Raw genomic sequence first — 11,292 nt, 5'->3', positions numbered from 1 at the left:
GCGGGCCCCGCCGGGAAGGGTGGACCCGCTGAGGAGAACACATCCACGGAGCCCTGGCGCCTCGAGGTGGAGGTGCCGATGCGCTGGAGCGACATGGATGCCTACGGGCACATCAACAACGTCCAGATTGTCCGGATCCTCGAAGAAGCACGGATCGCGGCTTTCGGGCCGCCCCGGGGTCCCGGGCTGCCGGGAACCGAACCGCTGGTGCCGCTCTTCAATGAAATTCCGGAAGGGACGCTGGCGCTCGTCGTCGAGCACAAGATCAGGTACGTCAGGACCCTTGAGTACCGGAACGTGCCCGCCGTCGTCCAGTTGTGGATCGGGGCGGTTAAGGGCGCCAGTTTCGACATCCACTACCTGGTGCAGGATCCCGTCACGCGGGAGGACTGTGTCCGGGCCACGAGCCATCTTGCCTTTGTGGACGAGGCAACCGGCCGGGTGTTGCGGCTGACGCCGGAGCAGAAGGACCGGCTGGCTCCCCACACCCGCGCCCACCCGGTCCCATAGCCTCTGTTCCGGTTCCCGGCACGGCTCCTAGAATGAACAATCCCGACGCATAAGGAGGCGTGGTCGCCGTGAACATGGGCAAAGACATGCACAAGAACATGCATCACAACCTAGGCAACACCTTGCACCAGAACATCCACAAGCAGCACACCCGCAAGAAGAAGTGGAACGAACTCTCGCCGATGGCACGGTTCGGAACCATCTCGGCTGGCATCGTCCAACTCTCGCTGCTGGTCGCAGCCCAGACGGACATCAGCCGACGCCCGGCTGCGCAGATCCGTGGCAGCAAGGCCATGTGGCGGCTCGCCACGCTGGTGAATTTCATCGGTCCGGCCACGTATTTCACCTTCGGCGTGAAGCGCCGGCCCGGCGCGAAACCGGGTCTGCTGCCCGCCCGTCCATAATCTACTGGCCGGTAGTTTAGGGGCGGCGTTAAATGGGCGCGTTCAGTTTAAGCCTGTAAATTGAACGTATGACCCCAACCAAGAAGCCTGCCCTGCACCGCGCCCTCGGTATCTCCAAGGAGATTGAAGACGCGGCGTGGTTTGTGCTGGGCCCGGGGTTGCTCGGCAAGGCGTCCCCCCTGGACGGCCGCACCAAAACGTGGTCCGTCCAGGCTGCCGCGGAGTTGCTGGAACGCCTCGAACGGGGCGTTCCGGATCCCAAGGCGCCGATGATGACTAACCTGCGCCAGAACCTGGAAGACGCCACCCGCGGGGCGAAGCAACTGGCCGTGGAGCTACTCTTCCTCCAGTCCCTGCCGCTGGCCCACGAGGTCAAGTCGCTGAAGGTCAAACGGGCCCGCGTCGCCGAGGCGGCATCCTGGCTGGAGCCTGCCCTGGAGCTCCCCGACGAGCTCTACGCGGGCATGACGGACCACGGCGTGATCCGGGACCGCACCGCGGAATTCAACTGGACCATCTGGGACCACCTGAAATGGCTCTGCCGCTTCGTGCAGCATGTCGCACGGCGGCCGGCCCACGTCGTCCAGGCCGCGGTCAAGGATCCGCTGGCCTTCCACCGGCTGGTCGCCGGCACCCCGGATGACCAGCCGGCCATCCGCCGCAGCATTGAGTTCCTGGTCTGGCCCAGCTATTTCGAACCCGTGGTGGCCGATGTCGAACGGCAGGAGATCCGTGACGCTTTCGCTTCCCTCGTGGGTGGGGCCAAGGGGGACAGCGACGAGGACATTTCGGCGGACATCCACCGGATCCGCCTGCACCTGGACCAGCAGGCCGGGCAGCGGATCGACTGGTACTCACGCCAGCTGGTGAGCCAGTGGCGGAAGGTCGGCGACCCCGGCCGCCGCGCCTGGCTCCTGCGCACCCACCACGACAACGCCGAGCTGCTGGGCGAGTGGCGGGACGAGGAAGCGGTGACGCTCGACGTCGAACACCTCCGCCTGCTGGACCCCGGCGTCTCCGCGGGGCTGGTCCAGAATGCCGTTGACGAGGACTACAAGCACCTCGGCTACGTGGAGCGTGAGGACACCAAGACCGCAGTCTTCGCCTTCCTGACCGTCATGAAGCCGGGTGACCTTGCGCTCTACCAGAGCTCGGGCAAGGTCCGGATCGGCGTGGTCCTCGGCGAACCGGAGCATGCCAAAGACAACCGCCAGCTCCGCCGCAAGGTCCGCTGGTTCGATGAGGAACACGACGCCACCGGCCTGCCCCGCCACGTGCAGCGCCAGCTGACCACCTCCGGCAACATCGTGGACATCACCCGCGTGATCCAGGCGCTCGAGGCGCTGCTGCCGGCTGAAGCGGAAGCCGAGGACGGCGACGGCGCCGCGCCGGATGCCGCCGTCGAACCGGCCTGTGACGGGTTCCGGCCGCTGACGCCGGAGTTCGCCGCGTCCCTGCACATGGACCTGGAGCCGCTGCAGGAAATCGCCGAACTCCTCGAGGAGAACCGGCAGCTGGTGCTCTACGGTCCGCCGGGAACCGGCAAGACGTACCTCGCCAAACACCTCGCCGCCGAGCTCGCCGGCGACACCACGGACGAGCGGGTCAAGCTGGTCCAGTTCCACCCGTCGTACGCCTATGAGGATTTCTTCGAGGGCTTCCGCCCGGACAAGACGGACGAGGGACAGGTGTCCTTCAAGCTCGTGGCAGGACCGCTGCGCCGGCTCGCCGAGGAAGCGGCCAAGCCCGGCAACGAGAGCAAACCGTACTTCCTGATCATCGACGAGATGAACCGGGCCAACCTGGCAAAGGTGTTCGGCGAGCTGTACTTCCTGCTCGAATACCGCGACGACCGGATCTACCTTCAGTACAGCCCCAACGAGCCGTTCACCCTGCCGGACAATCTTTACATCATCGGCACCATGAACACCGCGGACCGCTCCATCGCGATGATGGACGCGGCCATCCGGCGGCGCTTCTCCTTCATCGAGCTGCACCCGAAGACGGAACCGGTGAAGGGCTCGCTGCTGCGCTTCCTCCAAGCCCGTGACCTGGACACGACCCCGGCCCTGCTGCTTGACGCTTTAAACGACGCGATCGACGAGTGGGACCGCGACCTCATGATCGGTCCCTCGTACTTCATGAAGAAGTCCGCGCAGACGCCTAAGGGCCTGCGCAGAATTTGGAAATACGAGCTCATGCCGCTGCTGGAGGAGCACTATCACGGGCAACTCAACCGCGCCCAGCTCGAGGAACGGTTCGGACTGGAACAACTCCTGGGCCGCCTGGCGCATGCCTAGGCTGGCCGGAGACGCCATAGCGCTGGACCGCAGTTCGTCGGAACGGGGAGCTGACCGCGGTTCGTCGGACCGGGAGGCCTCGGACCACCGGGGTTCATCCGGAGCCGGTCCGGCCGGGCGCGGTTCATCAGGTCGCGGTTCATCCGGACGCGGCGCGGCGGAGGCCTGCCGGCACATTGTCCTCGACGAACTCTCCGTCGGCGTCGTGGAGCGGCTTGATCCGGACACTGCCGCCTACGTCAACGCCAGCGGCCTGGCGAAGGCCTCGCCGATGGGCATGGGCCTGTACCGGGTCGAACCGGTGGGGACCGTGGGCTCGGTGCGCACTCCCGCCGTGCAGCTGGAGGTGCGACCGAAAGGTCGGCTCGGGCTGAGCCGTTTGCTGTTCCTGCTCGGCTACGCGGGGGACCAGGGGTTCCGGGACGATTCTGTCGCCGCGGTGGAGCACTCTGACCTTTGGAGCGCCCTGGCCGAATCCCTGGCGCAGCTCGCTGACCGGGCGCTGAGCCGCGGCGTGCTGCAGGGGTATCTCATGGTCGAAGAATCCCTCCGTACCGTCAAGGGCCGGATCCGGATGTCAGACCAGATTTCCCGCCGGCCCGGCATGCTGGTACCGCTGGAAGTCTCCTACGACGAGTTCACCGAGGACATCGCGGAGAACCGGATTCTGCGCGCCGCACTGGAACGGATGTCCCAGGTGCCGCGGGTTCGGCCGGAAGTCCTGAGCCGCCTGCGCCAGCTCAAGGGAAAGCTCGACGCCGTGACGCGCCTTCAGTCCGGCGCGCCACTGCCGCAGTGGCGGCCCAGCCGGATGAACACCCGCTACCACGCCGCTCTTCGGCTCGCCGAATTGATCCTGCGGAACGCGTCGGCGGAGGCCGGCGACGGCAAGCAGCAGTCGGCGTCGTTCGTGGTGGACATGGCAAAGGTGTTCGAGGACTTCGTGGGAACAGCCCTGCGCGAAGCCATGGCCGCCTACCCCGGAGAAATGCGGTTGCGCTACAACGCCCTGCTGAACGAGGCCGTCCGCGACTCGGACCGCATTGTGGTGCAGCCCGGTGCCGTCCACTTCCTCGGCGGCCGGCCCGTGATGGTGTACGACGCCAAGTACAAGGCCGCGGCCGACATCGGCGCGTCCCTTTCGGGCGACCACTATCGGATGCTGGCCTACTGCACATCCTTGCGGGTGCCGACGGCGTGGATCGTTTACCCGGGAGCCGGGGAAATCAAGCTGCGCCGAATTCTCAATACCGACATCGACATTGTTGAGTTCCCGCTGGATCTGTCGCTACCGCCGTCGGAAATCCTGGCCGCCGTGGCAGATCTTGCCCAGCAGTCGTGGGGCGAAGTGCTCCGGCAGGCCAGTATCGACAGGTCCGCCGGCTAGGCGGATTCCTGCTGGTCGGCCACTGTCCGCAAATGTTCCAGGAGCGCCTTTTCCGGCTGGCCCGGGTTGTTGTCGACGTGCCACTGGAGTTTCTCCCGCACCTCAGCCTCTTCCGGGCTGGTGCCAGCCAGAACCTCATCAATGATCGAGGCCGCCTGCCGGCGCAGCGGCTCCAGATCCGGGTTCGCTCCGCGGAGCGGGCGGGGCCGGAAGCCGTGGAGCCTCGTGTGGCCGAGGCGACGGAACGGCAGAACTGTGGGGTCTGAATCTGTGGGGCTGGAATCTGTGGGACTGGAATCTGTTGGCGCAGCAGCCGTTTCGGGCTGGTCGTTGGACATCAGCAAGTGCGGCATCGTGCGCTCTCCCGTGTTTGCAGTACGCGTTGGTACTGACCGAATAATGCCTATCGCCCCCGGAGTCGAATATTAGCTGAGGTCGTTCAGCCTGCACCGGAGGTGGGCCGCGCGACACGCGGGGCGTTGCTGCTCAGCGAAGATCCTCAGGAGGGCTCGTCCCGGGCCGGGCTGTGCAGGAAAGGACTGTGGAGGGGAGGGCCCTGGAGGAAGGCATCGAGGCGGAGCTCCAACGCCGATCGGTCCTTCAGTTCGCACTCCCACACGGTGAGGACTTCCCAGCCATCGAGTTCGAGCTGAAGCCGCTGGGCGGCGTCGCGGTTCCGGGTGCGCGTGCGCTTGGTTTCCCAGAACTCGGCGTTTGCCTGGGGTGCGTGCTGGCCCACCCGGCAGTCGTGGAAATGCCAGAAGCAGCCGTTGACGAAGATGACTTTGCGGCGGCCGGCGAAGACGAGATCGGGGTTGCCCGGAAGTTTGCCGCCGCCCGCGGTGCCGTGCAGGCGGTAGCGGTATCCCTTCGCGTGCAGCAGCCTGCGGACCAGCATTTCCGGCTTGGTGTTCTTGCCCCGGATCCTGGACATATTCCAGCTGCGCCGCTCCGGAGTCAGCTTGTCCGCCATTGTTTAAGTCTAGGCGGGTGCCAAGTCTTGGCGCCGGGCAACAGCCGTCGGGCAGCAGCCTCGGGGCGCGGGTCTGAAGCGGACCGGGGGCGGCGGGCCGGAGAACGGCGGGCCGGGGAACGGCGGGCCGGGGAACGGCGGGCCGGCAGCCGCCGTCGGGCGTTAGATTTCGCGCTCCGGGTGTTCGCCGAACTGGAAGTGGCGTCCGCTGAGCGACGTCGGCGTAATTTCGACGTAGAAGTCCTTCAACGTTGGAACCCACGGTTTCAGCCCGAGGGCCTCGGCGTCGGCGATATCCGCCGATTGGTCGAGCACGCGCGCAGTGCCGCGCAGGACTACTGACCATGCTTCGTCGGACAGGATTCCGTCGGTTTCGAAGAGTACCTTCGAGTTGATGGTGAGCTCGGCCAGTTTGTTTCCCGGGGCGGTGCGGAGGAACAGTTTCCGGCCGCTGGCCGCGTAGTTCACCGGGAAAATGTCGGGTTCTCCGGCCACGGTGACCACGAGCCTGCCGTGCTTTGTGCCCTCAATCAATGTCCAGGCTTGGTCGTCGTCAAGTGTAAGGATCGGATTGCCGTCTTCGTGTTCGAACATCATGGGTTCATTGTTCTGAATCAGGCCGTCGCTGGCTAGGGGCTAAAGGACTGGCAAGGGACAGCCGGGGTGTTCTGCCGGTCCGAGGGGCGGGCACATGCTGCCTGTGGATAATTTTGACCGGCAAAATGTGATCTCGGTTACCCTTAAGCCACAAATTGGCTTCAATCGTCTTGATTTTCTATCGGGGGAGTAGCTGACCATGACCTCTCGCACTTCGCTTTCCGGTCCCTGGCGAGCCTGTGCGGTCGCTTGGGTGTCGATCTCCCTGATATCGGCCACAGCGTGCAGCGGGGGTGGAACGCCGCCTCCCGGATCTGCACCGGCTGCTTCGCAGAGTCCCTCAGGGCCGGCCACCCCGAGCGCAACTCCGACACCTACTGCCAGCTACAAGCCCGCCGACGCGACCGGCAAGGCGCAGAACGTGCCAGTACCCGAGTTGCCGGAAGCTGCGAAGGCGGAGACGAAGGAAGGACTGGAGGCGTTTGCGCGGTACTGGTACGCGCTCCTGAACTATTCGTACGAGACCGGTGACCTATCTGGTATCAACTCGATCTCCAGCCCTTCATGCGCCCTATGCGGAAAAGTCTTTCCTGGGATCCAGAAATGGAACGGTGAGGGAAGGTGGATAGTCGGTGGGACGGTTACGGTCCATGCAGTTCAATCGACTTTCGTGAAGACGCCGAATGGAGATTTCCAAGTTGCCATCCAGTCGCAACAACAGGCTGGATCGCTGAAAAACGCCGACGGAACTGATGCGCAGACGATTTCCGAGTCCGCCATGCTGGGGGACTTGATGGTGGCGAGATACGAGAAAGGAAGTTGGGCCGTTCAGAACGTCGATCGGCTCGGGAGCTAGGCAATGCCGGGACGTATTGCATGGCGATCGTTCGTGACGGCTTTCCTTGGATTAGTCGCCCTGCTTGTGATTCCAATTTCCGCGGTGGCTGACGACTCAGAAGTTTCTTGGAGCACCTCTGGACTCGGAGTCTGGCGCTATGATGCAGGCGCTGGCGTATGGGTGGATGCGCCAGGTGCAGTTGCAGAAAACCCCAACATCTACAAATTCGAGTATCTCTGTCTCGACGCCACAAAGAACAACTTCGACGTTGATTGCCTTGCAGGAGCGGTTCGGTGCGATCAAGGTCGCGATGGGCGGCCCGTGCGTTGGTACACTTCCCTGCGAGTATTTGACCCACCCATATGGTCAACGATTCGTCCAGATCGGTGTGTCTATCTCGAGAAACCCGTAGACGTGCTGGGCCAGATTGCCACCCAGATTCAGACCAAATTTCAGCAACTACCAATCAATGCCGGCCGCAGCGTCATGCAGCCGAGCCCACACACTCTCAGGGGTGCCGAGACAAATTTCTATGCCGAGGCCATCGAGCAAACATTTGGCGTCGATATGCTGGGCCAAAGTGTCGCTATTGTGGCTAAGCCCGTGCAGTACTCCTGGAGCTATGGCGACAGCACCTCTCTCGGCCCGCAAGCGGTGGCCGGCGGACCGCTTCCACAGGATCGCTGGGGCGAGAAGACCCTGACGAGTCACGTGTACACCCAGACCGGCGACTTCCCGGTGGTTTTGACGACGCATTTCCAGGGAACCTACTCCGTCAATGGCGGACCGCCGCTGCCCATCCCCGGCCAAGGGCAATTCAGCTCGCCGCCACAGACCGTCAGTGTCTGGCGGACTATCACCAGGAACTACGCAGACACGTGTCTGCAGAATCCCCGAGGCCAAGGCTGCCCGGGGGTCGCCCCGCCGCCGCCCTAGTCCGTGGCTAGGCTCGCAATTCCCGGTCCACCCGTTCCATCCGGGCATTCACGAGCTGGCAACGCGGGTCGTCCGGCCCCATAAGAGCAGCCACGGCAGCCGCAGTCGCCGTATCGAAGGACCCCATGTCGCTCGTGCACCACTGCAGCATCAGCCGGGCATCACCGCTTGACCGGATGGAAGCTCCCACGGCCGTGTTGAGCTCGTCGCGCATGAACCCGATCGCCAGATTGACCGAACGGGTGAGCAGTTTTGAAGGGTACGCCGCGAACGCCTCGGCAACCCGACCGTCCCGCAGATGACCGGCCACAACGGAAACGTCGGTCACGACGTTGAGGGTTGAAGAGAATCGGTAGGGGTTCGCTTCCAGGACATCGCCCAGAATGGCGCGGATCCGGTGCATCTCGGTCCGGATCGCCGCGCCGGTGCCCGCATCGCCATGGATCTCGTACGCCAATTCTTCGGCACTCCAGCCCTGATCACGCGAGGCCAGCAGGGCCAGGATCTCGGCGCGGCGCACAGTCAGCGGACGGCTGATGCCGCCGTCGACCGCCGCGGATGGCGCGTCCCCCAGGAGCCGCAGCACGAGCTGGGGTCGGGCGCCGCCGTCGCGCACTGCCCGCTCGCCACCCGGGGACCGCTGCCCCGAGCGGCCGACGCCGCCGTCGGGAAACGGGGCCGACTTCAGCAGCTCCTCTGCGAGCCGCACTCCGCAACGCACCAGCCGCAGGCTGTCCGGCGTGACCGATTCGAACGGGCCGGAGACGTCCAGGACGCCGACGATGTCGCCGGTCAAAGGGTCGCGAATGGGGGATGCGGTGCAAGCCCAGTCGTGGTGTGTCCGCACGAGGTGCTCGGCCGAGAAAAGTTGCGCCGGCGCACCGGTCACCAAGGCCTCGCTGATGGCGTTCGTGCCCACCCCTGATTCGGACCAGTCGGCGCCCTCCACGAACTCCAGCGAGTCCGCGAGCCGCAAGGCCTGCTTGCTGCCGACGCGCCACAGCACTTCGCCCTCGTGGTCGGTGACGATCAGCAGATGGCGTCCGGTCGCGGTCTCATCGGCCAGAAGCTGTGACAGCGCCGGCATCACCGCAGCCAGCCGATGGCTGGCGCTGAGGGATCGCGCTTCGGAGACTTCATGCCGGTGCAGGGGCCGGTGCTGGTCCGGATTGATGCCCAGAGCCAGGGAACGCTGCCAGGACTTGATAAGCGACGGCGAGAGGTGCGGATCCGGAGTGCCAGAAATCGTGGTTTCGTGCGCCGCCCGGAGAATTCGGGCGTATTCCGACGGTGCAGAAAACCTGAGGTCCGAGGGATGCGTGATGGGGCCGTTGCCCTGCCGCATGCTCATTCTCTCAACTCGCCCTCGAATCGTCGCACCCGGCTGGGTCCCTGCCGCCGTCGGCCAACCTGCGCGCCCGCCGACAGCTTGAGAGCTCCGTGTAACCCGATTGTAACCCCCTGCGACTTTTACTTGTGATGCGGGTCACTGCGTGGTCTATGCGCCACGCAACGGGAGCGGCCCCCTGTCAGCAATGGAAAGAGGAAACATGCCTGAGACACCAAACGGCGTCGTCGGGGCGTGGCTGGCGCAGTTCGATGAGGCACTGCGCAGCCACAACACGGACGCCGCACTGGAACTTTTTGACGACGACTCGTACTGGCGCGATTTCGTCTCCTTCACCTGGAACCTCAAGACGCTGGAGGGCAAAGAGGACATCCGGCGCATGCTCGATGCGACCCTGGGCGACGTGCAGCCCAGCAACTGGACCCTCGCCGAGGACGCCACCGGGGACGCCGCCAATGCCGAGGCCTGGGTGAACTTCGAGACCGCCCAGGCCCGGGGCTACGCCCATCTGCGCCTCCGGAACGGCAAATGCTGGACCCTGCTCACCACCATGCAGGAACTGAAGGGCTTTGAGGAAAAGAAGGGCCCCAACCGGGACAAGGGGGTGGCCCACGAGATCACCAAAGGACGCAAATCCTGGCTGGAACTGAAGGAGGAGCAGGAGGCGAGGCTCGGCTACGAAGACCAGCCCTACACCGTCATCATCGGCGGCGGCCAGGGCGGGATCGGGCTGGGCGCGCGGCTGCGGAGGCTCGGAGTGCCCACCATCATCATCGAAAAGAATGAGCGCGCGGGTGACTCTTGGCGGAACCGCTACAAGTCCCTCCACCTGCACGATCCGGTCTGGTACGACCACCTGCCCTACATGAAGTTCCCCGACGACTGGCCGGTTTTCGCGGCCAAGGACAAGATCGGCGACTGGCTGGAAAACTACACACGGATCATGGAACTGAACTACTGGTCCAAGACCGAGTGCACCAACGCCCGCTTCGACGAAACGTCCCAGGAGTGGGTGGTGGAGGTGATGCGCGACGGCGAACCGGTCACCCTGCGCCCGAAGCAGCTCGTCTTCGCCCTGGGTGTATCGGGGTACCCGAGCGTCCCCACGTTCGACGGCGCCGATTCCTTCCTGGGGGAGCAGTACCACTCGTCCAAGCACCCGGGCGGTGGCGACTGGACCGGCAAGAAAGCCGTGGTCATCGGCTCCAACAATTCGGCCCACGATATCTGCGCCGACCTTTGGGAACACGGCGCGGACGTCACCATGGTCCAGCGGTCCTCGACGCATATTGCCCGCAGTGAATCCCTCATGGACCTCGCTCTCGGCGGGCTGTACTCCGAAGAGGCACTAGCCAACGGCGTCACCACGGAGAAAGCCGACCTGCTGTTTGCCTCCTTGCCGTACCGGATTCTGCCCGAAGCCCAGATCCCGGTTTATGCGGAGATGGCCCGCCGGGACGCGGAGTTCTACTCCCAGCTCGAGGCTGCCGGCTTTGACCTGGACTTCGGCGTTGACGGCTCCGGCTTGTTCCTGAAGTACCTGAGGCGCGGCTCCGGCTACTACATCGACGTCGGCGCCTCGCAGCTGATCATCGACGGCCGGGTCAAGCTGGCCAATGGCCAGGTCAGCAAGATCACCGGCAACTCCGTCGTGATGGCCAACGGAACGGAGCTGGATGCCGACGTCATTATTTACGCCACCGGGTATGGGTCGATGAACGGCTGGCTGGCTGATCTGGTCTCGCCCGAGGTGGCGGACGCCGTCGGCAAGTGCTGGGGGTTCGGATCGGAGACGCCGAAGGATCCGGGGCCGTGGGAGGGGGAACTGCGCAACATGTGGAAGCCCACCAACGTGGAGAACCTGTGGATCCACGGCGGCAACCTGCACCAGAGCCGGCACTATTCGAACTATCTTGCCCTGCAGCTCAAGGCCAGGATGGAAGGACTGCCGACGCCGGTCTTCGAGCTGCAGCCCACGCATCACGCGCGCTAACCGCAC

General features: G+C 64.7%; 11 protein-coding genes. 7 read left to right on the top strand and 4 right to left on the bottom strand.

Going from position 1 to position 11,292, the window contains the following annotated elements; all coding sequences use genetic code 11:
- The first annotated feature begins 78 nt into the window (after window positions 1-78).
- From AC1D1A_RS17690 to AC1D1A_RS17675, 4 genes are all read left to right on the top strand, one after another.
- Window positions 79-510 carry an acyl-CoA thioesterase gene (locus tag AC1D1A_RS17690; RefSeq protein ID WP_230007937.1) on the top strand — a complete coding sequence of 144 codons (432 nt, stop codon included), beginning with the start codon at window positions 79-81 and terminating at the stop codon, window positions 508-510.
- A 59-nt stretch (window positions 511-569) separates the two neighbouring features.
- Window positions 570-914, top strand: coding sequence for a hypothetical protein (locus AC1D1A_RS17685; protein ID WP_476857119.1), 345 nt, complete (start codon window positions 570-572; stop codon window positions 912-914).
- A gap of 68 nt (window positions 915-982) precedes the next feature.
- Entirely contained in the window at window positions 983-3,214 is a 2,232-nt protein-coding gene (locus AC1D1A_RS17680) for an McrB family protein (RefSeq protein WP_476948329.1), read from the top strand.
- Window positions 3,207-4,601, top strand: coding sequence for a 5-methylcytosine restriction system specificity protein McrC (locus tag AC1D1A_RS17675; RefSeq protein WP_476948328.1), 1,395 nt, complete (start codon window positions 3,207-3,209; stop codon window positions 4,599-4,601). Before AC1D1A_RS17680 ends, AC1D1A_RS17675 begins: the two co-directional genes overlap by 8 nt.
- Here the strand turns inward: AC1D1A_RS17675 and AC1D1A_RS17670 are convergent.
- The 3 genes from AC1D1A_RS17670 to AC1D1A_RS17660 form a co-directional block, all read right to left on the bottom strand.
- Window positions 4,598-4,954 carry a hypothetical protein gene (locus AC1D1A_RS17670; protein ID WP_476948327.1) on the bottom strand — a complete coding sequence of 119 codons (357 nt, stop codon included), beginning with the start codon at window positions 4,952-4,954 and terminating at the stop codon, window positions 4,598-4,600. The two genes, AC1D1A_RS17675 and AC1D1A_RS17670, sit on opposite strands and share 4 nt — an antisense overlap.
- A gap of 146 nt (window positions 4,955-5,100) precedes the next feature.
- A complete protein-coding gene (locus tag AC1D1A_RS17665) occupies window positions 5,101-5,574 on the bottom strand; it encodes a very short patch repair endonuclease (RefSeq protein ID WP_079550431.1) in 474 nt (157 codons plus the stop codon).
- Window positions 5,575-5,736: 162 nt separating this feature from the next.
- Window positions 5,737-6,171 carry a pyridoxamine 5'-phosphate oxidase family protein gene (locus AC1D1A_RS17660; protein ID WP_223915503.1) on the bottom strand — a complete coding sequence of 145 codons (435 nt, stop codon included), beginning with the start codon at window positions 6,169-6,171 and terminating at the stop codon, window positions 5,737-5,739.
- A gap of 199 nt (window positions 6,172-6,370) precedes the next feature.
- Here AC1D1A_RS17660 and AC1D1A_RS17655 point away from each other — a divergent pair, with 199 nt between their 5' ends.
- Both AC1D1A_RS17655 and AC1D1A_RS17650 read left to right on the top strand, forming a co-directional pair.
- Complete coding sequence (locus tag AC1D1A_RS17655) at window positions 6,371-7,027, top strand: DUF6318 family protein (RefSeq protein ID WP_476948326.1); 657 nt, start codon at window positions 6,371-6,373, stop codon at window positions 7,025-7,027.
- Between the two features lie 33 nt (window positions 7,028-7,060).
- The gene (locus AC1D1A_RS17650) at window positions 7,061-7,945 is read left to right on the top strand and encodes a hypothetical protein (RefSeq protein ID WP_476948325.1); all 885 of its coding nucleotides are present in this window, start codon (window positions 7,061-7,063) and stop codon (window positions 7,943-7,945) included.
- Between the two features lie 7 nt (window positions 7,946-7,952).
- Here AC1D1A_RS17650 and AC1D1A_RS17645 read toward each other — a convergent pair whose 3' ends face one another.
- Entirely contained in the window at window positions 7,953-9,290 is a 1,338-nt protein-coding gene (locus tag AC1D1A_RS17645) for a helix-turn-helix domain-containing protein (protein WP_476948324.1), read from the bottom strand.
- A 205-nt stretch (window positions 9,291-9,495) separates the two neighbouring features.
- Here AC1D1A_RS17645 and AC1D1A_RS17640 point away from each other — a divergent pair, with 205 nt between their 5' ends.
- Window positions 9,496-11,286, top strand: coding sequence for an NAD(P)-binding domain-containing protein (locus tag AC1D1A_RS17640; RefSeq protein WP_476948323.1), 1,791 nt, complete (start codon window positions 9,496-9,498; stop codon window positions 11,284-11,286).
- Window positions 11,287-11,292 lie beyond the last annotated feature (6 nt).

Source organism: Arthrobacter sp. P1_B9 (assembly GCF_056406495.1).
The sequence above is the reverse complement of the archived record's forward strand: the minus strand, read 5'-3'. Positions and strand labels throughout refer to the sequence as shown.

What these genes read in the sequence shown, in the direction of transcription:
- AC1D1A_RS17660 (WP_223915503.1), bottom strand. Translation starts at nt 6,171, where the DNA reads ATGATGTTCGAACACGAAGACGGCAATCCGATCCTTACACTTGACGAC.
- AC1D1A_RS17690 (WP_230007937.1), top strand. Translation starts at nt 79, where the DNA reads ATGCGCTGGAGCGACATGGATGCCTACGGGCACATCAACAACGTCCAG.
- AC1D1A_RS17640 (WP_476948323.1), top strand. Translation starts at nt 9,496, where the DNA reads ATGCCTGAGACACCAAACGGCGTCGTCGGGGCGTGGCTGGCGCAGTTC.
- AC1D1A_RS17680 (WP_476948329.1), top strand. Translation starts at nt 983, where the DNA reads ATGACCCCAACCAAGAAGCCTGCCCTGCACCGCGCCCTCGGTATCTCC.
- AC1D1A_RS17645 (WP_476948324.1), bottom strand. Translation starts at nt 9,290, where the DNA reads ATGCGGCAGGGCAACGGCCCCATCACGCATCCCTCGGACCTCAGGTTT.
- AC1D1A_RS17670 (WP_476948327.1), bottom strand. Translation starts at nt 4,954, where the DNA reads ATGCCGCACTTGCTGATGTCCAACGACCAGCCCGAAACGGCTGCTGCG.
- AC1D1A_RS17655 (WP_476948326.1), top strand. Translation starts at nt 6,371, where the DNA reads ATGACCTCTCGCACTTCGCTTTCCGGTCCCTGGCGAGCCTGTGCGGTC.
- AC1D1A_RS17675 (WP_476948328.1), top strand. Translation starts at nt 3,207, where the DNA reads ATGCCTAGGCTGGCCGGAGACGCCATAGCGCTGGACCGCAGTTCGTCG.
- AC1D1A_RS17665 (WP_079550431.1), bottom strand. Translation starts at nt 5,574, where the DNA reads ATGGCGGACAAGCTGACTCCGGAGCGGCGCAGCTGGAATATGTCCAGG.